At 68.4% G+C, this 20,807-nt stretch carries 20 protein-coding genes and 1 tRNA gene; 8 read left to right on the top strand and 13 right to left on the bottom strand.

Going from position 1 to position 20,807, the window contains the following annotated elements:
* Positions 1 to 350: 350 nt before the first annotated feature.
* From MKK60_RS12845 to MKK60_RS12815, 7 genes are all read right to left on the bottom strand, one after another.
* Positions 351 to 1,325: a hypothetical protein gene (locus tag MKK60_RS12845; RefSeq protein ID WP_243986282.1), complete on the bottom strand. Its 975-nt coding sequence runs from the start codon at positions 1,323 to 1,325 to the stop codon at positions 351 to 353.
* 486 nt (positions 1,326 to 1,811) lie between these two features.
* Entirely contained in the window at positions 1,812 to 2,633 is an 822-nt protein-coding gene (locus tag MKK60_RS12840) for an energy transducer TonB (RefSeq protein WP_243986280.1), read from the bottom strand.
* A complete protein-coding gene (gene exbD / locus MKK60_RS12835; protein ID WP_243986278.1) occupies positions 2,630 to 3,094 on the bottom strand; it encodes a TonB system transport protein ExbD in 465 nt (154 codons plus the stop codon). The genes MKK60_RS12840 and exbD overlap by 4 nt, the downstream gene beginning before the upstream one ends.
* Before the next feature lie 17 nt (positions 3,095 to 3,111).
* Positions 3,112 to 4,068, bottom strand: a complete 957-nt coding sequence (gene exbB, locus MKK60_RS12830) for a tonB-system energizer ExbB (RefSeq protein ID WP_243986276.1) — start codon at positions 4,066 to 4,068, stop codon at positions 3,112 to 3,114.
* Complete coding sequence (locus tag MKK60_RS12825; protein ID WP_243935469.1) at positions 4,065 to 4,748, bottom strand: Fe2+-dependent dioxygenase; 684 nt, start codon at positions 4,746 to 4,748, stop codon at positions 4,065 to 4,067. Before MKK60_RS12825 ends, exbB begins: the two co-directional genes overlap by 4 nt.
* A gap of 3 nt (positions 4,749 to 4,751) precedes the next feature.
* Complete coding sequence (locus tag MKK60_RS12820) at positions 4,752 to 7,211, bottom strand: TonB-dependent receptor (protein ID WP_243986274.1); 2,460 nt, start codon at positions 7,209 to 7,211, stop codon at positions 4,752 to 4,754.
* A gap of 438 nt (positions 7,212 to 7,649) precedes the next feature.
* On the bottom strand, positions 7,650 to 7,889 hold the full coding sequence (locus tag MKK60_RS12815; protein ID WP_147727275.1) for a hypothetical protein: 240 nt from the start codon (positions 7,887 to 7,889) through the stop codon (positions 7,650 to 7,652).
* 406 nt (positions 7,890 to 8,295) lie between these two features.
* Here MKK60_RS12815 and MKK60_RS12810 point away from each other — a divergent pair, with 406 nt between their 5' ends.
* The gene (locus tag MKK60_RS12810; protein WP_409567394.1) at positions 8,296 to 8,421 is read left to right on the top strand and encodes a hypothetical protein; all 126 of its coding nucleotides are present in this window, start codon (positions 8,296 to 8,298) and stop codon (positions 8,419 to 8,421) included.
* A gap of 271 nt (positions 8,422 to 8,692) precedes the next feature.
* On the top strand, positions 8,693 to 11,593 hold the full coding sequence (locus MKK60_RS12805) for a M10 family metallopeptidase C-terminal domain-containing protein (RefSeq protein ID WP_243986272.1): 2,901 nt from the start codon (positions 8,693 to 8,695) through the stop codon (positions 11,591 to 11,593).
* Between the two features lie 421 nt (positions 11,594 to 12,014).
* Here the strand turns inward: MKK60_RS12805 and MKK60_RS12800 are convergent, their stop codons facing one another.
* A complete protein-coding gene (locus MKK60_RS12800; RefSeq protein WP_243986270.1) occupies positions 12,015 to 13,067 on the bottom strand; it encodes a DUF6551 family protein in 1,053 nt (350 codons plus the stop codon).
* 445 nt (positions 13,068 to 13,512) lie between these two features.
* Here MKK60_RS12800 and MKK60_RS12795 point away from each other — a divergent pair, with 445 nt between their 5' ends.
* The gene (locus MKK60_RS12795) at positions 13,513 to 14,097 is read left to right on the top strand and encodes a hypothetical protein (protein WP_243986268.1); all 585 of its coding nucleotides are present in this window, start codon (positions 13,513 to 13,515) and stop codon (positions 14,095 to 14,097) included.
* Complete coding sequence (locus MKK60_RS12790; protein WP_243986266.1) at positions 14,090 to 14,335, top strand: hypothetical protein; 246 nt, start codon at positions 14,090 to 14,092, stop codon at positions 14,333 to 14,335. The genes MKK60_RS12795 and MKK60_RS12790 overlap by 8 nt, the downstream gene beginning before the upstream one ends.
* Positions 14,336 to 14,370: 35 nt before the next feature.
* Here the strand turns inward: MKK60_RS12790 and MKK60_RS12785 are convergent, their stop codons facing one another.
* Together MKK60_RS12785 and MKK60_RS12780 are read right to left on the bottom strand one after the other, a co-directional pair.
* The gene (locus tag MKK60_RS12785; protein ID WP_147841751.1) at positions 14,371 to 14,607 is read right to left on the bottom strand and encodes a hypothetical protein; all 237 of its coding nucleotides are present in this window, start codon (positions 14,605 to 14,607) and stop codon (positions 14,371 to 14,373) included.
* Positions 14,608 to 15,333: 726 nt separating this feature from the next.
* Positions 15,334 to 15,410, bottom strand: a tRNA-Arg gene (locus MKK60_RS12780).
* A gap of 349 nt (positions 15,411 to 15,759) precedes the next feature.
* Between MKK60_RS12780 and dusA the strand changes: the two genes are divergently transcribed.
* Positions 15,760 to 16,779 (top strand): tRNA dihydrouridine(20/20a) synthase DusA, encoded by a 1,020-nt coding sequence (gene dusA / locus MKK60_RS12775; RefSeq protein ID WP_279604079.1) that lies wholly within the window; start codon positions 15,760 to 15,762, stop codon positions 16,777 to 16,779.
* Here dusA and MKK60_RS12770 read toward each other — a convergent pair whose 3' ends face one another.
* Genes MKK60_RS12770 through cobS form a run of 3 tightly spaced genes read right to left on the bottom strand, consistent with a single transcriptional unit; the run spans position 16,780 to position 18,547 of the window.
* Complete coding sequence (locus tag MKK60_RS12770) at positions 16,780 to 17,469, bottom strand: TIGR02281 family clan AA aspartic protease (RefSeq protein WP_243951022.1); 690 nt, start codon at positions 17,467 to 17,469, stop codon at positions 16,780 to 16,782.
* Complete coding sequence (locus MKK60_RS12765; RefSeq protein WP_147841755.1) at positions 17,466 to 17,687, bottom strand: DUF1289 domain-containing protein; 222 nt, start codon at positions 17,685 to 17,687, stop codon at positions 17,466 to 17,468. The genes MKK60_RS12770 and MKK60_RS12765 overlap by 4 nt, the downstream gene beginning before the upstream one ends.
* 38 nt (positions 17,688 to 17,725) lie before the next feature.
* Positions 17,726 to 18,547 carry an adenosylcobinamide-GDP ribazoletransferase gene (gene cobS, locus MKK60_RS12760; RefSeq protein ID WP_243986257.1) on the bottom strand — a complete coding sequence of 274 codons (822 nt, stop codon included), beginning with the start codon at positions 18,545 to 18,547 and terminating at the stop codon, positions 17,726 to 17,728.
* Between the two features lie 133 nt (positions 18,548 to 18,680).
* Here cobS and cobT point away from each other — a divergent pair, with 133 nt between their 5' ends.
* Genes cobT through queC form a run of 3 tightly spaced genes read left to right on the top strand, consistent with a single transcriptional unit; the run spans position 18,681 to position 20,803 of the window.
* Complete coding sequence (gene cobT, locus MKK60_RS12755) at positions 18,681 to 19,718, top strand: nicotinate-nucleotide--dimethylbenzimidazole phosphoribosyltransferase (RefSeq protein ID WP_243986247.1); 1,038 nt, start codon at positions 18,681 to 18,683, stop codon at positions 19,716 to 19,718.
* A 4-nt stretch (positions 19,719 to 19,722) separates the two neighbouring features.
* Positions 19,723 to 20,079: a 6-carboxytetrahydropterin synthase QueD gene (gene queD, locus MKK60_RS12750; RefSeq protein WP_243986240.1), complete on the top strand. Its 357-nt coding sequence runs from the start codon at positions 19,723 to 19,725 to the stop codon at positions 20,077 to 20,079.
* Entirely contained in the window at positions 20,072 to 20,803 is a 732-nt protein-coding gene (gene queC / locus MKK60_RS12745; RefSeq protein ID WP_243986234.1) for a 7-cyano-7-deazaguanine synthase QueC, read from the top strand. Before queD ends, queC begins: the two co-directional genes overlap by 8 nt.
* The last annotated feature ends 4 nt before the right edge of the window (positions 20,804 to 20,807 follow it).

Genomic DNA, 20,807 nt, shown 5'->3' with positions numbered 1-20,807 from the left:
AGAGCATGGTGCCGGGAGGGATGGGCAATACAGACCATTCGTCCGCGTGGTTCTCCTCGGGTCAGGGATGGCGCGTCGCCTCGACGAGGCGGTTGAGGGCATGGCGGGGGAGGCTTCCCGTGCTCGGTTCCTTCTGATGGTCAGCCTGGCCTCGTAGAGGCTGGGCTGGTGGGATCGATGGGCTCGCGGTCGCCGTGACCGCTTGGCTTTTCCTTTTCGGACTGATCGGCATCGCGCCTCGAAGAGGGTTCACGCCGGGACTGCGAGGGCGTCGAGATTGGGGATCGGTCTCCTTCACGCTGAAACGGGATAGGGGGGTAAGCCCGCGGGGGTCGATCAGGGCTCCTCCTTCAGGTCTGCGGGTTGGTTCGAGCCCGCGCCGTGGGCACGATCTCGAAATGCACACCGAGCAGGATGATCCTGCCGTTCAGCCCGGCTTGGTCGAGCGCCCGGACAGCACGGATCTGCTGCTCGACCGTAAGTTGGGGGCGATGCCGCGTGTTACGCACGAGCTTCGCTCGGCGCGGATCGAACTGCTCGATAGTTTGCCGGCGTTCGAAAGAGGGCTTGAAGTTGTAGGCCACCCCCTTCACCGCGGCGTCGAAGGCGGAATGGTGGAAAGGGCGCGGAACCGCTTCCGTCGCGAGAACCAGCTTTTTGAGTAAAGGCAACGCAGCCTCGATGTCCTCGATGGGAGCGAAGCCGTGCAGATGTACGCAGGCGTGTGGCAGGAAGGGCTTTTTAGGCGGATTCAGGTCCCGCCAGTCCTCGTTGAAGGTGCAATCGAGTCCGAATACTCCGAGCGTGAACCCTGCCCTGCGCAGCACGGTTTGGTATCGCTCTCGCTCGGCAGCGAAATCGATTTCCGCATCCGGATCAGTCGGCGGCAGGATGATCGACAGCGTACCCCATAGCTCGGCACCCACCCGTTCCTTCAGGAAGGGAGCAAGTATCCGCACGAGCACGCGCTGGAGGGCGCGGGCGCACTGTGGGCAAGCCGCGCTGAAGCAGCGGTGGCGTCGGTCGCAGCGGGAGAGCTTGGCCGCGAGGCGGAGCGACTCGGCGTTGCAGAACCTCTTTTTGCGCAGCCGCTTCTGGACTTGGCGGCTGGCCTTCTTGACCTCGCGAGGGCGGTCGGCGCGGCGTTCCTGCTTGCCCAGTGTCCACGTTGGCGGCGCGATACCGTAACCGCTTCCGCGCGCCAGCATTCCACGCAGAACGCGCTTAGGCGTGAGTTCAGCCGGCACCTTGGGATCGTCGCAGACGACAATGAGCCGGGGTGGGCCATGCGAAAAGTTCGAGTTTTCACAGTAGGATGAGCGCATCGACGGACTCCTCGAAAGTAAGATCGGGGTAAGTCCGTGATGCTGCAGCGCCGGCCTCTCGCTACGGCGAGACTGGCTAAAATCGCTGCGAGCTTCGGCTTTGCGGCGCGCAATGATGGGCGCCCAGCCGATTCACGTATCCGTACGCCGTGCGCAAGCGCGGCGAAAAGTGGACAAAAAATAGGTAAGGCGACCGGACGTCTAGCGCAACAGCGATCATCGTATTCTACGTCGACGGTCGTTACACAACGTGTTACACAGAGCCCATTGCACGCGTAGGCAATGCTTTGCATTTGCTGTCTTTTTTGCTTCTAGTGCCCAATCCTTTCCTGGGCACCAATCCTAAACAGCCGTTGAGGTCGAACAGCGTTTAGGTTCGCATCCCGTACCCGGAGACCCGGGGCGGGATTTTTGCGTTTCAGCACCCCTGCGCGCTGGGATCGGGCCGCGCGATCTCCGGTGTCGTCGGCACGGGACGCGGCCGTCTCACTTGCCCTTCGGCTTGGCGCGAAACACCACCGGGATCGTGAAGGTCAGCCCCTCGTCCGCGACGAGCGGCGGTGGCGGCGGAACCGGATCGGATCGGTGCATCATCGTCAGGGCGGCCTGATCGAGCGCCCCGTCGCCGGACCCCTTCAGCACCGTCGCCGAGACCACGTGGCCGACGCGGTCGAGGAGGAAGCTCACGAGCACCTCGCCGGTCGGATGCGTGGCGCCGCCCGGGTAGCGCTTGTGCCGGTCGAGATGGGCCATGAGCTGCTTCTGCCACGTCGTGCGGACGCGGCGGGCGCTCTCGCCGGTGCCGAGGACGGGCGCGGTCGCGATCGCGGCCTCCTTGACCGTCTCGGAGGTCGGCGCGGCGGCGGCCTCGGACGCGACCGACTCCGCCGACGGGCGGGTCTCGGCGACCTTGACCTTGCTCTCGTCCTCCTGCGGCTTGAGGGTCGCCTCCGGCGATACGATCCGGTCGGGATCCTCCGTCTCGGTCGGCACGGCCTTCGGCAATTCGGTCGGGTCGTTGACGGCCTTCTGCTGGACGACGGCCGGCGAGGCGGCCGCGTCGTCGGCTTCCGGCCCGGGCGGCAGGTCCGAGGGCTCGCGCCGCGGCGCCGTCATCTCCAGGCCGACCTCCAAGGCGGCGGCGCCGAGGTCGTCGGCCTCGTCGGGCTCCGCGGAGCCGAGCGCGAGCAGGCCGCCGCCGGCATGCAGCGCGAGCACGAACGCGCCCGCGGCCAACCAGAGCGGCCAGCCGAGGCGCGCCGTGCCGGAAGCCCCGAGCGCGTGTGCTTTGCCGATCCTGCCCGTCATGGCGCCCGTGGCGCCGGCCCCGACCCCGACGCATCCGCGGGCGGACCTTCGAGCGCGACGAGCGCGACCTTGAGGTAGCCGCCGGCGCGGAGAATCTCGAGGACGTCCATCATCTCGCCGTAGGGGACCGCGCGGTCCGCGCGCAGGAAGATGCGCCGTTCCCGGCTCGGATCGGCCTGCGCGTCGAGGGCCTGCGCGAGGTCCACGCGCCGCACCGGCGTCTCGCCGATCGCGACCGCGAGGTTGGCCTTGATCGTCACGTAGGTCGGCTTGTCCGGTCGCTTCTGCGGAACCGCGCTGGAGGAGGGGAGGTCGATCGGCAGGTCGACCGTCGAGAGCGGTGCCGCGATCATGAAGATGATCAGCAGCACGAGCATCACGTCGATGAACGGCGTCACGTTGATCTCGTGCGCCTCGCCGAACTCGTCGCCGTCCTCGTCGCCACCGAGTGAGATCGCCATGGTTCAGGGCCCCCCGCTCACTCGGCCGCCTGCGCCAGCGGCGCATGGCGCCCGACCTCGCCGCGCTCGAGTTCGCGCGACAGCAGCCGCATCGCCGTGCCGGAGGCGCGCTGGACCAGGTCGCCGTAGCTCCGGGTCGCCCGGGCGAAGTGGTTGTAGATGATCACCGCAGGGATCGCGGCGGCGAGGCCGATGGCGGTCGCCAGCAGCGCCTCCGCGATGCCGGGCGCGACCACCGCGAGGTTCGTGGTCTGCGCCCGCGAGATCCCGATGAAGCTGTTCATGATGCCCCAGACGGTGCCGAACAGGCCGACGAAGGGCGAGATCGCGCCGATCGTGGCGAGCGCGCCCATGCCGCGGCGGGCGAGGCGGCCTTCCGCCTTCAACAGCTCGGAGCAGCGCGAGACCGCCCGCTCCTTGATGCCCTCCGCATGGCCCTTGGAGATCCGCACCTCGTTCGCGACCGTGCCGACGAGGCGGTCGAGGATCGTGCCGCCCCCGCCGAGCGCCCGCTCGGCCTCGGCCAGCGACCCGGTCTCGGCGACGCGGCCGAGCGCCTGCACGAGGCTTCGGCGGGCGAGACCGAGCTCGATCGTCTTCGCCACGAGGATCGTCCAGGTGACGACCGAGGCGAGCGCCAGCCCGCTCATCACCACCTTCACCAGGATGTCGGCGTTCAGGAACATCGACCACGGCGACAGCTCGTGGCCGCCGGGGGCCGAGGCGGAAATCGCCCTTCGCGGGCCCGGCTCCGGCGCCGGCGGCGCTTCGGCGGCCAGCGGCGCACGGGCCGGGCCGCCGACCTCGACCTCGGTCGGCCGCGCGGGCTTCGCCGGCGCGGGTGCGGCCGGCGCGGCGATCGCCGGCGGCGGGACGGCGCCCGTCTGCTGCGCCTGCGCCGGCGCCAGCCAGAGCAGGGGGGCAAGGGCGATCGCGCGGATCGCGGATCGCCGGCGGGGTCGATGATCGGTCATGTCTCGGCCCAGGTCCGGATCAGGTTGTGGTAGATGCCCGTGAGCCGCACCACCTCGGCGTGGTCGCGGCCCAGCTCCCCGACGAGCCCCTGAATGGAGGTGTCGAGGTCGTAGATCAGGCTGCGCGCCTGCGGGCTGCGGATCATGCTCTGCAGCCAGAAGAACGAGGCGACCCGCGTGCCCCGCGTCACCGGCGTGACCATGTGGAGGCTCGATGCCGGGTAGAGCACGAGGTCGCCCGCCGGCAGCTTCACCTCCTGCGAGCCGTAGTAATCCTCCGCGACCAGCTCGCCGCCGTCGTAGGTGTCGGGCTCGGCGAGGAAGAGCGTGACCGAGAGATCGGTGCGGATGCGCAGGCCCGTCATCGGGTCGCCGCGCACAGCGTTGTCGACGTGCACGCCGAAATGGTGCCCCTCGCCGTAGCGGTTGAACAGCGGCGGGAAGATGTGCAGCGGAATCGCGGCCGAGACGAAGAGCGGGTTGGCCAGGAGCGCGCCGACGATGCGCTCGCCGAGGCGCCGCGCGACCGCGCCGTTGGGCGGCAGCTGCTCGTTGCGCTTGACCAGGGCGGACTGCGAGCCGGCCGTGGACCGGCCGTCCTCCCACTCCGCCGCGTCCATGATCGCGCGGAACTCCGCGACCTCGGCCTTGCTCAGCACCTCGGGAATGCAGACCAGCATCGCTCAGAACCGCGTCTGCGCGATCAGCGAGATGGTGCGGCCGGGCTGAAGCTGCGTGAACGGCACGTTGCTCTGGTACAGCGCGTCGTAGATGCGCCGGTCCGTGAGGTTGGCGCCGTAGAGCTTCACCGTCAGGTTCTCGTTCACCTTCGCCTCGAGGAAGGCGTCGAAGCGCCAGTACGAGGGCAGGACGTTGGCGTTGGCCGCCAGCGTGCCGCCGGCCACCCGCGAGTTGTTGACCACCTGCGCGCCGACCTCGAACATCGGGGACAGCTGGTACTTCGCCAGCATGCTGAAGGAGCGGTTGGCGATGTTGGCCAGCCGGCTGCCGACGTTCTGCGGGATCGCGGACTGCGTCACCCGCGTGTCCATGATGACGTAGCCGCCGAACAGGCTGAGCCGGTCGCTGACCCTGCCGGCCAGCTCGAGGTCGAGGCCGCGCACCCGGTACGCGCCGGTCGCCGAGATCACCGCGTTGGTGCCGCTGCCGATCGTCTCGCGCGCGTTGTCCTTGACGGTGTTGAACAGGGCCGCGGTGGCGAGCAGGCGGCGGTCGAACAGCTCGGACTTGACCCCGATCTCGTCGGCCGTGTTCTGCTCCGGCGGCAGGATCTGGTTGCCGGCGAAGGCGGGATTGAGGCCGCCGTAGAGGGAGCTCGACGCGTCGAGCTCCGCGCCGACCGGGTTCGACGAGGTCGCGTGCGCGGCGTAGACGCTCACGGTCGAGGTCGGCTTCAGGGTCAGCCCGATGTTGTAGTTCAGGTTTCCGGAATGGGCCGACACCGAGCTGGTGTCGTTCGACGAGGTGATCGCGTAGTCGTCGAAGCGCACCCCGCCGTTGAGCAGCACGAGATCGCTGAAGTTCATCGTCTCGATCAGGTATCCGGCCTTCGTGTCGACCGGGATGACCGTCGGGTTGCCGGCCTTGGTCGGCCGGGTCGAGAACGGCAGCGTGTTGGGCGGGGTGAGGATGTTGATGCCGCGAAGCGTCCCGTTGCCGCTGAAGTTGCCTGAGAACAGTTCCGAGGTCAGGCCGGTATAGCCCTGGCGGCTCACCTCCTCGCGGCTGAACTCGGTGCCGAGGACCAGGGTGTGCTTGATCGGGCCGGTGTCGAAGCGGAAGGTCGCGTCGGAGATGTCGGCCGTGACGTCGACCGTCTGGTAGCGGCTCTGCGGGTTGAGGCTGAGCGTCGTGCCGTAGAGGTTGCGGTTGGCCGGGATCACCGGGGCCTCCGGCAGCGTGCCGATGTAGTCGAGCACCGAGTGCGCGGCCCGGAACCGGTTGCTGAGCGTGACCCATTCGGTCGGCGACCATTCCGCGGTCAGCGTCCCGGTATCCTGCTGGACGTGCTGGAAATCGCGGTTGATCAAGCCGTAATAGGTGTCGCGTGGCACGATGCTTTCGGTAAAGGGCCGCCGCGACAGGGCGTTGAAGGGCACGCCGAAATCGGGCAGCCCGTTCAGGTCGGTGTGGACGTAGTTGGCGGTGAACTTCCAGTCGTAGGCCGGCTTCAGCGTCACGGCGAGCGCCGCGCCGTCGCGGTCGTCGGTCACGAACCGCCGCCCGGCGACGCCGGATTCCTGGTACAGGCCGCCGATGCGGACCGCGAGCGCCGGGCTGATCACCTGGTTGAAGTCGAGCGTGACGCGGCCGCGGCTGTCGCTGCCGACCTGGCTTTCGGTGTTGTAGAAGTCGCCCGCCGTGGTGGCCTGCTTGGTGACGACGTTCACCGCGCCGCCCGCCGTGCCGCGGCCGGCGAAGGACGAGGCCGGGCCGCGCAGGATCTCGACCTGCTCGGTGAAGAAGTTCTCGCGCACGCTGACCGACGGGTCGCGGATGCCGTCGATGAACACGTCGTTGCGCGCATCGAAGCCGCGGATGAAGAAGCGGTCGCCGAAGGCGTTGCCGCCCTCGCCGGAACCGAGCGTCACGCCGGCGGTGGTCCGCAGGATGTCGCGGAAGCTGGTCGCGTTCTTGTCGTCGATCACCTCCCGCGTGACGACGGTGATCGACTTCGGCGTGTCGAGGATCGGCTGCGTGAAGCGGTTCGAGGACAGGCGGTCGGCCTTGTAGGGCGCGGCCGGGTCCGCATACGGATTGCCGCTGATGTCGCCCCGGGCCAGGATCGGCAGGCCGGCGCCGGTCGCGGCGGCGCCGATTGCGGGCGCCGCGACCGGAGGTGCCGCCACACGGCGGGCCCGCACCGCACGGCGCAGGGCCGTGCGTGCCTTGACCTGGGTCGGGCCGGGCTTCGGAGCGGGCGGGCGCTGCCGCGTGATTGGGGCGTCGATGTTTAGGGGCGGCAGGGCGGATGCAGGCCCCTGCTGCGCCTCGGCGCTGCCGACCGAGCCGACCGCGACGGCGCAGGCGACGCCGATGACGCCCTTCTGCTCCTTGAGCTTCGCGTAACGCCCATCGGCAGCAGGACGCAGCGACTTTGGAATACGAGATGAGCTCTGCACGATCTTCCGACCCCCCGGCACCCGCAGCGCCAGTCGTCGGGCGATGCGATGGCCTCAAAGGGCTCGGGAAAGATCTTCCGTCAACGAACGAATGTTGGAACAGAACCAAACTATGGCTGATTTCCGCGGCCGAACGATGATCATCGGCCCGATCGGAGATCGGAACTATTCCAGGTTGACGGATGGGATGCCGACGAGTTCCCCGGAATGACCATTCCCGGCAGGCCGTTGGGTCCGATTTCTGAATTGGAATAGGTCCAAGGCATCGCTAAGACCTTCTCGTCCCGCCCCGCGTGTTGCTGGGGAGACACAATTCACACCGATCGCGTCGCGGCTCGGATTAAAGCGCGCCCATCGCGGGCGCCGCCGCGTCCGGCGGGCGTCGACGCGGCGCGGTCCGTCCTGCCTGCGCCGGTGATTCCGGATCGCAGGACCCGTTCAATCCTGGCTCGGCGGCTTCATCAGCGAGAACAGCTCGTCGATCGCGTGGAGCGCGGTCGCTCGCACGTGGCCCTCGTCCTCCGCCCCGGTGATCCGGATGCCGCTCACCACGGCGCGGATCTCGTCGCGAAAATCCGAGAGGAAGCCGACCGGGTAGCGGTTCTCGCTCGCCATCCGGGCGATGACGCCGGTGAGCAGGATCTGCAGCCCGAGAACCCGGCCGTTGAGTTCGTCCATCGTCGTCCCCCGTCCCAGGCACGCGCTGCGCCATCCGGGCGCCGGATCGCCGAGCGATCCATCCGGACGGTCGCGAATGCGACGTCCACGGCCCGATCTATCCCAAAAGCGGGACGCCTCTGGAAGCGGCATCGTCATCTGGGTGCGGACGTGCGGACCGTCCGGCATCGTGGGCATGACGCCAGCTACCGCTTCGACGACCGACGCCGCGGACGGGGTCGAGAGCACGGGCCGTGGCGCGCAGCCGCATCGGCACCTGGGGGCGCTCGGTGTGCGCGTCAGCCGAGAACCGCTCCCCCTTCGAACGGCGTGCCGGCGACGATGCGGTTGCGGCGCAGGGCGCGTGGCATGGCGAGGCGTTCGCGATTGCGACGAGCCGTGGGAAGCGCGCTCGCGAAGCTGGGTCGTGGAGCGGACCCATGCCGGGTTCGATCGCTTCCGTCGCCTGCCCGTCCGCTCCAAGCGACGCGCCGACATCCACGACGCCTTCACCGCCCTCGCCGCAAGCTTCATGACCCGCAACCAGATCTGACGGTTCCGTTAGGCGCTTCGAGACCGGTATAATTTCTTATGTGAAGATCGAAGCGGACATACTGTCTTATTGCCTTTGTTCTGTAGTTATTTTCAGTATTTACTTGATGTAATGACTGCGCGCCGGCGCAACGGGCGCGAGCCGCAAAAGTACGATCTGCGAAGAATCGAGCGAGGCTGTTAACGGCTTGTTCGAACCTCGGAAAATAAACCTGACGGCATCGCGCGCCGGATCTGCGATCGGCGGACGCGCGCATATCGGGGGGCGAAGCATGGCCGAGCAGACGACGGGCATCTGGTATTTTGGCAATCCGGTGATCGACAGCCTGAACGTCGGGCGAGCCTGGATCGGACCGGACCTGACCTACAGCTTCGCCTACAGCGACATTAACGGCAACGGCGTCCCGGACATGGACGAGGGCGACTGGAAGCCGTTCTATCGCGAGATCATCGCAAATATTGAAAGCTTCACCGCCTTGCGCTTCACCGAGGTCGCATGGGGCGGCAATCTGAGCTTCAGGCTCGAGGAAGGCGGTGGCGGCGAATCGGTGCTGCCGTGGGTGGGCGTGACCAGCGCCGACAGCGTCATCGGCATCAACGCCAATGTGGCCGGATCGGCCGCGGCGGTGCGGCTGGGCACCTACTCGGAAACATGGTTCCACGAGACCGGCCATGCCCTGGGCCTCAAGCACACTCACGACCTCGATTTCGGAAATGTCCTGGATGGCGCGACCTGGGCGGGCGATCCCGGCAGGCATCAGCTGAATTCTCAGCTGTACTCTGTGATGACCTACACCTCGCCATTCCTGGGCGAGGACAACCCGTTCACACCCTGGGTCGATTACGGAACGCCGCTCAACGCTCAGCCCGGCTCTTATGCCGCGATCGACATCGCAGCGCTGCAGGCGATGTACGGCCGGTCCGAAAACGCCACCGGCGACACCGTCTATCGCTTTGGCGACGACGTCGACTTCAACCACGGATATACGACGATCTGGGATACCGGCGGCATCGACTCGATTGCGTACGTCGGCGACGTCCGTTCCAAGATCGATCTGCGCGCCGCGACGCTGAAGGAAGAGATCGGCGGCGGCGGCTGGGTGAGCACGTCCGAGACGTTCACCGGCGGCTTCACCATCGCCAACGGCGTCACGATCGAGAATGCGGTCGGCGGCCGCGCGGCCGACATTCTGATCGGCAACGATGTCGCCAACCGGCTCGATGGCGGCGCCGGCGACGACAAGCTGACCGGCAATGGCGGCGACGACGCGCTCGTCGGCGGCACGGGCTTCGACACGGCGGTGTACGCGGGCAACCGCGCGGATTACACCGTGATCTGGAATCCCGCCGCGTTGAACGCCGGCTTCTCGATCCGCGGCGCGGCGACCGGCACGGATACGCTCAGCGGCATCGAGATGCTGTCGTTCGACGACGGCACGGTCGCGGTCGCCGACCTGATGGCTGCGTTGCGCGCGCGCGGAGGCGTCGGGCAGCAGGAAACCGTCATTCCGGCCGTGCTGGCCGCCGACATCCACGGCGCCTTCACCGCCACCGCCCAGGCCCGGTTCGACGATCCCGCCGGCGGCACGTGGCAGCGCGTGTTCGACTTCGGCAACGGCCCTGGGCAGGACAACGTGTTCCTGGGCCAGCGCGCCGACAGCACCGACATGATATTCGCGATCTGGCGCGACGGCCGGCCCTACAGCATCACCGCCGCGAACGCGATCGTTGCGGGCGAGACGGCGACGTGGAAGGTCGCGGTCGACGACGGCGGCACGATGCTCCTGTCGAAGAACGGCACGCTGGTGGCGCAGGGTCAGGGTGTCGTCCCCGCCGACGTCGCGCGCGCCAGCGAACTGGTCGGCAAATCCAACTGGGGCTGGGACACGCCGCTGATCGGCAAGGTGCTCGACGTCACCGTGGCCCAGAATCCGGCGGACATCCATGGCGCCTTCGTTGCGGACGTCGTCGCCCGGTTCGACGATCCGGCCGGCGGCGCGTGGCAGCGCGTGTTCGACTTCGGCAACGGCCCCGAGCGGGACAACGTGTTCCTGGGCCAGCGCGCCGACAGCACCGACATGGTGTTCTCGATCTGGCGCGACGGCGAGGACCACAGCATCACCGCCAAGGACGCGATCGTCGCCGGGCAGGACGCGCACTGGACGACGAGCGTCGACGAGACCGGTGTGATGAAGCTCTACAAGGACGGCGTCCTGCTCGCCGAAGGGCACGGGGTCGTTCCCGCCGATGTCGTGCGCACCAGCGAGTTGGTCGGCAAGTCCAACTGGACGAGTGATGCGCCGCTGCTCGGCAGTGCCGGCAAGGTCGACGTCCATGCCTACAGCGAACTGAATCATGCCGAAGGGGCTTTCTCGGTCAGCGCCGAGGCGCGCTTCGATGATCTCGGACACGGCTGGTACCAGCGGATCTTCGACACCGGCAGCGGCGCGGACACGAACAACATCTGGATGGGCCAGGTCGGGAACGGCGCCGACATGGCGTTCGAGATCATCGAGGACGGCATCAAGCACCGGCTGGTCGCCAAGCATGCGATCGCCCAGAGCGAAACCGCGCTGTGGCAGGCGAGCGTCGACGAGGGTGGCGTCATGCGCATCTACAAGGACGGCGTGCTGCTCACGCAGGGCGAGGGCGCGGTGCCGTCGGACGTGGTGCGCGGCCACAGCCTGATCGGCGCGTCCAACTATGCCAGCGATACCCCCTTGGTCGGCAGCGTGAACCATCTCGAGGTCCAGGCCCACAACGCGATTCCCGAGATCCACGGCGCGTTCGACGCCTACGCGACCGTACGCTTCGACGACCTCGATGCGGGCGGCTTCCAGCGCGTATTCGACACCGGCAACGGCGCGGGGACGGACAACATCTGGCTGGGGCAGGTCGGGCAGTCCGACACCATGGCGTTCGAGATCTTCGACAAGGGCGTCGCACACCGGATCGCCGCCGCGGACGCGATCGTCGAGGGAGAGACGGCGACCTGGCACGCCGGCGTGGACAGCCACGGCCTGATGCAACTGTTCAAGAACGGTACGCTGCTGGCACAGGGGCAGGGCGAGGTGCCGGACGACGTCGCTCGCGCCAGCGATCTCGTCGGCGCCTCGAACTGGGCGAACGACGCCCATCTGAAGGGAATCGTCCACGACCTGTTCTTCGTCTGACGCCGCGACCGAGGAGCCTTCGTTCCGAACCCGCGCCCATCCGATCTCGATCGGATGGGCGCGTATCGCATGCGTCCCGCTCGTTCCGTGCCGATGCGGCGATGCAGGTGGATCGCATCCCTTCGATCGGCCGGATTCGAAGGATGTGCATCGCGGCGCACGTGACGATGGCGGGGCGAGCGAGCGGCATTCGGCGGCTTGGTACCGTCGGTCAGATGTCGATTCTCCGGCGCAGGCGTTCGGTCGCCGGGCAACGCGAGCGGCCCCGGGCGGCATTGTCGTGCCTCCGCCGTGGCTCGATCACGACGTCGGCAGGCAGGATCGCGCGCGACCCGTCACACGCCGCCCGCGCGCGCGAACTGTGGCCGGGTCGCAGGGGGGGGCCGACGTGGCGAGGCGTTCTCAACGCGATGCACCGCGCTCAGAGGTTGACGACCTCGAGATTGGGGCGCGGCGCGTCCCAGCGCACGGGTCGATGCTCGCGCGTGACCGGCATGAGGGCCGACAGCTCGACCGCGATCACCTCGGCCATTCTCTGCACGAGGTCGCTTCCGGTGGCCGAGCCGTCGTCGCAGCGGGCCTGCAGGCGCGCGAGATCGATCTGGTCGAACGCGTCGAACAGGGCGAGGGCGCCCTCGCGCCAGTCCTGATGCCGGTCGATCGCCGCGCACAGGGCCTTGATCATGCGGGCATTCAGCATCCCGGGCTTGTTGTTGCCGGTCTCGATCACGCATTGCAGGGCGGTGATGACGGTGTTCTGGCCGTGCCGCTTGATGCATTGCTTGATCGCGCCGACCGCCATGGTCTGGCCGGCGGCCTGCTTGCTGATCGGCAGCGGATAGCGGAGCAGCGTGGCGTCCGCCCGGGCGCAGACGTCGGCGACCTGGACGGCCCAGGTCTCGCCGGCGACCAGGGCGGCGGCGTGGACCGCGACGCGGGCGATCGGCGTGGTGACGCAGTTGATCGCCTTGAACGCCGCCGCCTGCTGCTCACGCGCGGCGATCACGATCTGGCAGGGCACCTCGTCGTACCCGACGAGCAGCGCCGCCGTGGTGCGATGCTGCCCGTCGATGATCGCGAAGCGGCCGCCTTCGACGGGGGAGACGACCACGGGAGTGAAGCACCACCACGAGAACATGCTGGCAATGCGTTCGACGTTCCTGCGACCCACACCGATGATCGGGCGCTGGTAGCTCGGGTCGATCGTCAGCGCGCTGATCTTCAACCATTGCAGCATCGGCGCCACCCCGGCGTCGACGTGACTGGGACGCGTGAACCCATCGGTAGAGATCGTATGCATGGCCTGCCCTCGAACGAATTCTCGCCTGTCGCGATCGATATCCCGGCTCCTGCCGGCTGCGATGTTTCCCTCGATCGTGTCCTGCAGCGGATCCGCGATGTTGATTTCAGGCGACGAAGTGACCAGTCGGTTCTGATCGCGCTTCGAAGCCCGTCCACGATCCGGATCGAGCATTTTGCCGTTTATTGATTTCCGCCAAATTGTATTTGACGAAAAACTGTATCCATTAGGAGAAAAAGTCAATGTTAACCTATATTAAACCGGACGTTGTGTTTGGGGCGGCCCTATAGTGGATTTTTGCCAGTTTCCAGGACACGCGCTGCGGATGGTCCGGTGCCTCGGATGGGGCCGAGATGCCATCGTCGTCCGTCGATGATGTTCGGATTTTTGTGCTGGACGATCGCACGATGGCTGCAAACAGCGCTGCCGAATTGCCGAAGATCGTCATCGTCCGTGCGGGGTTTTGATTTTATATCCATTGTAGCATCATATTCGATTCCATAAACTAGAAATTTGATTGATATCTATTTTTGAGACTGTGATATGCATGCAATATCTTAGAGCAAATGAGCTTAGAATGGGATTTCGGCTGGGATATTCAGCATTCGTAGTCGATGTTATGAAGCCGGATGAGGCGGAGCGGAGCTTTGTCCCTCTCCTCGACACGCTTCCCGGGAGGCTCACTGGCAACGACCAGCGCCTGATTGGTCTTGAGAAAACCGACATCGAGAGCGCCGCGCTCCACGCGTCATCGGTTTACTGTTTTGAGTCGCGATTTAGCGTTTTGCACAGGGTTCTTGCGTCGATCGGTCAGATCCTCGCCCCACAACTGGAGGTCGACGGCGACCGTCTCGCGCGGGGGAACCCCGCCGTTCTGGCCGTCTCGCGTCGCGCGGGCGTATCCTTCGCATTCGGCGAATGGGTCCGAGCCGCGTCCGATCTCGCGGGCAGGCTCGGAAACACGGCCGAGCGTACTCCGGTGCGGGCGGACTCACCGACCAATCGATCGAGTGCCGCCTCTGGCGTCGACACGACCGATTCAGTGCCCTGCCACGTCGTCATCGCGGATCGGGTGGCTGCGAGCGACAAGCCGGCGGATCCCAAGGGGATTGCGGGCCATGCCTGGCTCGCCCAACCCTTCGCGAGCCGTGCCGTCAGGCCTTTCGCCGCGATGGCCGGCCGGGAGCGGCGGCGCCATGGCTGAGGCGAAGCCCTGGCTGCCCGCGAGCGGGCGCTACCGCCTCGAGATCCTGTCGCGCGGCGCTCGCCTCTACCATCCGCAGGACCGCCAGATTAGAGCCCTGGCCAAGCGCGGGCTGATCGAACCCTTGCCGGAGGCCGACCTCGCCGGTGCCTGCCGCTGGACGATCACCGAGGCCGGGCTGACCGCGCTGATGGGGTTCGTGCCCGCAAGCAAGATGGGGCCGTCGGGCAACGGCTGATGCTCCGCGAGCTTCGGCATCGGGGAACGCCCGACTCAGCCACCGGGCTCGACATCGAGCGTTCTCGCCGGACCCTCCAGTTCCTTGGCGACATCGTGGAGCACCTGCTCGACCAAAGGCGGCCACGGGACATCGCAGGCCTGAAGCAGCTTCGCCGCATCGAGAAGCGCTTCGATCTGCGCCGGCAGGATCGGACCGCCCACCATCTGCGCATAGCGGACCCGAGCCGCGAGAGCCGACGACAGCCGTACGACTTCCGAGCGTTTGTCCATCTATGGCTCCGGGGATTCGTTCTTGTCGTAGTTCACCAAAGCGATGCTTTCAAAATGGTCGTCTCAAGGGTTGTTATTAAATATTTCACGACTATCATTAAAGTGGCTGTGAGATTTAATCAATTAATTAAATTTGATTTTTTATCCCCAGAGATCACAACTTGTAGCATTTTGGAGACGAGTAGGCAGTTGGGCTCGATAAATAAATTTCGATATATCGATAAAGAGTAGCATCAAAATTATGAACTACATCGCGCGCGCTGTGCGACGAAGCCACCGCGAATGTCACGCACCTCGCGTCCGCGCGCTGCGCTCCGAGCGCCTACGCAGATCCAATAGCAGGACAGGAGTTAGGCCACCGCCGCCGTGAAACGGAACCTAGACCGGCTCTGTCGAATGGTCGAGGACGAGGTTGGCGATTTCGAAGCGGTCGGGAAGGAACGCTGCAGGCTGCCGACGGCTCAGCGGACCTTAGCAGATGCGGCGCTGCAACGGCCCCGTGTCGGCGAGTTTCCCGCGCGTTCGCCCGGTTGCCGACCGTGGGTTCCCCCGGCCGATGCGAGAGACCATGACGATGGGCGAGATTTCGTTCCGAAACGCGTGGCTTCCGGTGTTCGTCGACCGCGCCGTGACGAACGTCGTCGACCGAGTCGATGACAGGACCATCTGGGCGTCGTCGTGGCGGGTGCATGGCCACCGCCCGGTGTTCGCATTGCTGTGTGGGAATGGCGCGCCCGAAAGGATTCGAACCTCTGACCCCCAGATTCGTAGTCTGGTGCTCTATCCAGCTGAGCTACGGGCGCCCTGCGGACCGGTCGGCGGTGGAGGCCTGTTCCGGTCGCGAGGGGGTGTCTAGAGGGTCGTTCCGCGCTTGGCAAGTGGGTATCGGCAGGTGGGTTGGCGGAGCGGTCCCTTGCCGTCGCGCACGCGGCGCATCGATCCGATGGCTCGCGACGGCGCTCGCAACCGAGGCGTCGCTCGGGCCCGCGCATCGCCGAGCCCATTGTGCTGCCTTTGTGCCGTCTCCTGCGCATGGTATCCGAACGCGTCCGCGCGCCGGCTCGCGGCCGAGGTGGATACGGCAAAGCCGCCGCAGGCGGGCAGGGCGGCGTCCTGCCGGCGAGAGATGCTTTTTTGGGGTACGAGATCCGAATGATTGCGGCGGCCGAGACGGACGGCACCCTCGCGGGCTGGCGCTTCAGCGTCGCGCCGATGATGGACTGGACGGATCGCCATTGCCGGGCGTTCCATCGTGTGCTGTCGGCGCGGGCGCGGCTCTATACCGAGATGGTCACCACCGGCGCGGTCATCCACGGCCCACGGGAGCGGCTGCTCGGGTTCTCGCGCGCGGAGCATCCGGTGGCGGTGCAGCTCGGCGGCTCCGAGCCGGCCGACCTCGCCGAGGCCGCGCGGATCGCGGAGGGCTACGGCTACGACGAGATCAACCTGAACGTCGGCTGCCCATCGGACCGGGTGCAGAACGGGCGCTTCGGCGCCTGCCTGATGCTGGAGCCAGAGCATGTCGGCGCCTGCGTCGCGGCGATGAAGGCGGCGGTGCGGGTGCCGGTGACGGTGAAGTGCCGGATCGGCGTGGACGAGCAGGACCCGGAGCCGGCGCTCGACACGCTCGCCCGCGCGGTCGTCGCGGCCGGCGTCGACGGGCTGATCGTGCACGCGCGCAAGGCCTGGCTCCAGGGCCTGTCGCCGAAGGAGAACCGCGACGTGCCGCCCCTCGACTACGGCCGGGTGGTCCGCCTCAAGCAGGCATTTCCCGCCCTGCCGATCGCGGTGAACGGCGGCATCGCCACCGTGGCGCAGGCGAAGGCGCACCTGTCCGGCCTCGACGGCGTGATGGTCGGGCGCGCGGCCTACGGCGATCCGGCCGGGCTGATCGCGGTCGATCCCGAGCTGTTCGGGGCGCCGGCCCCGGTGGCGGACGCGTTCGAGGCGGTCGAGGCCTATGCGCCCTACGTCGCGGCGGCGCTGGAAGGCGGCGAGCGGCTCCATGCCATCACCCGGCACATGCTCGGGCTGTTCAACGGGCGGCCGGGCGCGCGGGCGTACCGGCGCCACCTCTCGACGGCGGGCGTCGAGGCCGCGGCCGACCTCGCGACCCTGCGCGCGGCCGTGGCGCTGGTCTCGCGGGCGTTGCCGGAGCGGGACGCCGCCTGATCAGCGCCCGCGCAGGATCAGCCGGTCGCCGCGGACCTCGTAGCCGGCGAGCCGCGTCAGGAAGCTCTGCCCGAGCAGGTTGCCGTCGAGGGCGCCCGGCTTGGCGACGAGCGCCGGGACGCGCCGTTCCGTGATCGGGCCGATGGCGAGCGCGTCGAGCGTGGTCGGCGCGGCATAGGCGATGCCGTTCGCCGTCGCGACGCGGGCGGTGAATGCGCCGGCTTCCGGGCGGAGGCCGAGCGCCGCGGCGTTCTCCGCGGTGAGGACGACCGCGCTGGCGCCGGTGTCGAAGGCGAAGCTCTGGCTCCGCCCATCGACCTGCGCCTCGACCAGGAATGCGCCGTCCGACCGGCGCGTGATCGTCACTGTGCCCCCGGGGCCGATCGTCGGGGAGCCGGGGCGCAACGCACCGGTCACCCGCGCGCCGACCTCCTGCAGCGGCTCGCGATAGACGTAGCCGACGATGCAGGCGAGCCCGAGGCCGCACCAGAGCAGCAGCGCCTGGAGGTTCTTTCCGGGGGCGCCGGCGAATTGCCGCCAGAACCCGGCGACCACCAGCGCGAGGATGCCGGCGCCCCAGGCGAGGCCGGCGAGCTGGTCGGGCTCGATCGCCCCGGCGATCCGGCCGCCGTCGGTCGCGACCAGCACGGCCACCACCAGGCCGATCGCGATCAACGCGAGGATCGTCATGCCGGCGTTCCGGCCACCGCGAGACCGGCCCCCCGCAACCGGGCCGGGAGCCCTGCCATGATCGCGCGGCGCTGCGGCTCGGAGAGCGAGCCCCACAGCCCGATCTCGTCGCGCGTCCGGCCGCAGCCGATGCACAGGCCGCTCGGCCCGTCGAGGACGCAGACCTTGGTGCACGGGCTCGAGGGTTTGCCGGACGACGTCGGGATGGGCGGGTTCATGCCGCGTCCATGCCCGCTTCGTGGCCTTGCGATCAAGCTCAGACCGTGGCCAGCAGGGCGAGCAGGGCCCCGATCTCCGCGACCTGCTGGCAGGCTCCGACGACGTCGCCGGTCTGCCCGCCGATCTTCCGCCGGGCGATGCGCGTCATGGCGAGGGCGGCAAGCGGCGCCAGCACCACCATCGCGAGGATGCCGGAGAACGGCAGACCGAGCGGCCGCGCCAGCAATGCCAGCACCAATCCGATGCCGATGGCCGTGCCCGTCGCCGCCCGGCTCGGGCGGCCGACCGCGGCGGACAAGCCCTCGGGCCGGGCCGGCGCGAGCAGCACCATCGGCGCGAGCGCGGCGACCCGCGACAGGATCGCGGCGAGGGCGAGGCCGGTGGCGGCGGCCGTGCCGGTCCGGTCCAGGAGGGTGGCGAACGCGCCGATCCGGAGCGCCAGCGACAGCATCAGCGCGACGCCGCCATAGGCGCCGATGCGGCTGTCCTTCATGATCTCGAGCCTGCGCTCCGGCGTCGCGCCGCCGCCGAACCCATCGGCGACGTCGGCGAGGCCGTCCTCGTGCAGCGCACCGGTGAGCATCACCGCGACGGCGACGGCGAGCGTCGCCGCGACGAAGGGCCCGAGGTCGATCCACCATCCGGCGATCAGCACGAGGGCCGGCGGCAGCGCCAGAATCAGGCCGGCCAGCGGCAGCATCCGTGGGATCGTCCGGAAGTCGGGGACGGCGTGCGGATCGGGCTCGCCCGGAAACCTCGGCAGCGGCAGGCGCGAGTAGAAGCGCAGGCAGGCCGCCAGATCGTGCAACAGGTCGCGGCCCGGCCAGTCGGCCTCGCCGCGGAACGGTCCGCCCACCATCACGCCGCCTTCGCTCGCAATCGGCCTTCGTCCGCACGCAGCCTTCACCCGCGCGTCCCGCACCACTATAGCTCGCGGGAACGGCGCGCCCGTCCACCGGCGCAAGCCCGCCCACAACAATCCTTCGGACCCGATGACCGACCCGACCCCGTTCGCGGATATCCGCCGCCTGATCGAGACGATGCCCGGCCCCGATCGCGATGCGACCGCGGCGATCGCGGCGCGCGAGGCGCGGCTGACGAAGCCCGCCGGCGCGCTCGGGCGGATGGAGCAGCTCGTCGCCTGGCTCGGGGCGTGGCAGGGCAAGGCGATGCCGACGCTGGACCGGCCGCTGGTCTGCGTGTTCGCCGGCAGCCACGGCGTGACGAAGCGCGGCGTCTCGGCCTTCCCCGATGCGGTGAATCGCCAGATGCTCGAGAACTTCGCCGCGGGCGGGGGAGCGATTAACCAGATCTGCGCCGCCTACGGCCTCGGCTTCAAGGTGTTCGACCTCGCCATCGACCTGCCGACCGGCGACATCACGCAAGACGCGGCCCTCGACGAGAAGGCCACCGTCGCGACCATGGCGTTCGGCATGGAGGCGGTGGCCGCCGGCACGGATTGCGTCGGCGTCGGCGAGATGGGCATCGGCAACACCACGATCGCCGCCGCGATCTACGCCGCCGTGTTCGGGGGAGCGCCGTCGCACTGGGTCGGGCACGGCACCGGCTTGGACGGGGCCGGGATCGCGCGGAAGGTCGCGGCGGTGGAGGCCGCGCTCGCCCACCATGCCGGCCATCTCGACGACCCGCTCGAGGTCCTGCGCCGCCTCGGCGGGCGCGAGGTCGCGGCGATGGCCGGCGCGATCCTGGCCGCGCGGCTGCAGCGGGTGCCGGTGGTGCTCGACGGCTACGTCGCGACCGCCGCCGCGGCGGTGCTGCACGCGCTCGACCCGCGCGCGCTCGACCATTGCCTCGCCGGCCACGTCTCGGCCGAGGGCGCCCATGCGGAGGTGCTGGAACGCCTCGGGCTGGTGCCGCTGCTGGCCCTCGGCATGCGGCTCGGCGAGGGCTCGGGCGCCGGCATGGCGATGGGGCTGCTGAAGGGCGCGCTCGCCTGCCATCGCGACATGGCGACGTTCGAGCAGGCCGGCGTCTCGGGCAAGGCCGGCGTCTCGGACAAGGCGGAGTAGCAGGATGAAGATCACCCAGGCCTTCACCTTCGAGGCGGCCCACCGCCTGCCGAACGTGCCCGAGACCCACCGCTGCCACCGGATGCACGGGCATTCCTACCGCGTCGAGCTGACGATCGCCGGCCCGGTCGACCCGCGGACCGGCTGGGTGGTCGACTTCTTCGACATGGAGGCGATCTTCGCGCCGGTGCTGCTCCGGCTCGATCATTACTGCCTCAACGAGGTCGAGGGTCTGGAGAACCCGACCGCCGAGAACATCGCGGCCTGGATCTGGCATCGCACGAAGGACGGCCTGCCGGGCCTCAGCTCGGTGAAGGTGTTCGAGACGCCGATGTCCTGGGCGGAGTACGACGGTGACTGACGAGCGCGCGCTGGTCCTGTTCTCTGGCGGCCAGGATTCCGCCACCTGCCTCGCCTGGGCGCTCGACCGGTTCGCCCATGTCGAGACGCTGGGCTTCGACTACGGCCAGCGCCACCGGATCGAGCTCGACGGCCGCGACGCGCTCCGCGACGGGATCGTCGGCATCCGCCCCGACTGGGCGGAACGGCTCGGCGCGGACCATACCCTGGCCCTCGACGCGCTCGGGCAGGTCTCGGAGACGGCGCTGACGCGCGAGACGGCGATCGGCTTCGAGGCCGGCGGGCTGCCGAACACCTTCGTGCCGGGCCGCAACCTCGTCTTCCTCACCTTCGCCGCCGCTCTGGCCTATCGAAGGGGCCTGCGGCACGTCGTCGGCGGCATGTGCGAGACCGACTATTCCGGCTACCCGGATTGCCGCGACGACACGATCAAGGCGCTGCAGGTCGCGCTCAACCTCGGCATGGAGCGACGCTTCGTGCTGCACACCCCGCTCATGTGGCTCGACAAGGCCGAGACCTGGCGCCTCGCCGAGCGCCTGGGCGGACGGCCGCTGGTCGATCTGATCGTCGAGGACAGCCACACCTGCTACCTCGGCGAGCGCGGCGCGAGCCACGCCTGGGGCTACGGCTGCGGCACCTGCCCGGCCTGCGCCCTGCGGGCCTCCGGCTACGCCCGCTTCGTGGCCGACGCACCCGGGAAATCTGGCCAGAACGCCGCCGCTTGATAGG

Source organism: Methylobacterium sp. J-092 (assembly GCF_022829325.1).
Lineage (GTDB): Bacteria > Pseudomonadota > Alphaproteobacteria > Rhizobiales > Beijerinckiaceae > Methylobacterium.
The sequence above is the reverse complement of the archived record's forward strand: the minus strand, read 5'-3'. Positions and strand labels throughout refer to the sequence as shown.

Coding starts and splice junctions, on each gene's coding strand:
- MKK60_RS12785 (WP_147841751.1), bottom strand. CDS start 14,607: ATGGACAAACGCTCGGAAGTCGTACGGCTGTCGTCGGCTCTCGCGGCT.
- MKK60_RS12800 (WP_243986270.1), bottom strand. CDS start 13,067: ATGCTCGATCCGGATCGTGGACGGGCTTCGAAGCGCGATCAGAACCGA.
- MKK60_RS12765 (WP_147841755.1), bottom strand. CDS start 17,687: ATGAACCCGCCCATCCCGACGTCGTCCGGCAAACCCTCGAGCCCGTGC.
- MKK60_RS12840 (WP_243986280.1), bottom strand. CDS start 2,633: ATGACGGGCAGGATCGGCAAAGCACACGCGCTCGGGGCTTCCGGCACG.
- cobS (WP_243986257.1), bottom strand. CDS start 18,547: ATGGTGGGCGGACCGTTCCGCGGCGAGGCCGACTGGCCGGGCCGCGAC.
- MKK60_RS12815 (WP_147727275.1), bottom strand. CDS start 7,889: ATGGACGAACTCAACGGCCGGGTTCTCGGGCTGCAGATCCTGCTCACC.
- MKK60_RS12805 (WP_243986272.1), top strand. CDS start 8,693: ATGGCCGAGCAGACGACGGGCATCTGGTATTTTGGCAATCCGGTGATC.
- MKK60_RS12845 (WP_243986282.1), bottom strand. CDS start 1,325: ATGCGCTCATCCTACTGTGAAAACTCGAACTTTTCGCATGGCCCACCC.
- MKK60_RS12790 (WP_243986266.1), top strand. CDS start 14,090: ATGGCTGAGGCGAAGCCCTGGCTGCCCGCGAGCGGGCGCTACCGCCTC.
- exbB (WP_243986276.1), bottom strand. CDS start 4,068: ATGACCGATCATCGACCCCGCCGGCGATCCGCGATCCGCGCGATCGCC.
- queD (WP_243986240.1), top strand. CDS start 19,723: ATGAAGATCACCCAGGCCTTCACCTTCGAGGCGGCCCACCGCCTGCCG.
- MKK60_RS12825 (WP_243935469.1), bottom strand. CDS start 4,748: ATGCTGGTCTGCATTCCCGAGGTGCTGAGCAAGGCCGAGGTCGCGGAG.
- dusA (WP_279604079.1), top strand. CDS start 15,760: ATGATTGCGGCGGCCGAGACGGACGGCACCCTCGCGGGCTGGCGCTTC.
- cobT (WP_243986247.1), top strand. CDS start 18,681: ATGACCGACCCGACCCCGTTCGCGGATATCCGCCGCCTGATCGAGACG.
- MKK60_RS12770 (WP_243951022.1), bottom strand. CDS start 17,469: ATGACGATCCTCGCGTTGATCGCGATCGGCCTGGTGGTGGCCGTGCTG.
- MKK60_RS12795 (WP_243986268.1), top strand. CDS start 13,513: ATGAAGCCGGATGAGGCGGAGCGGAGCTTTGTCCCTCTCCTCGACACG.
- exbD (WP_243986278.1), bottom strand. CDS start 3,094: ATGGCGATCTCACTCGGTGGCGACGAGGACGGCGACGAGTTCGGCGAG.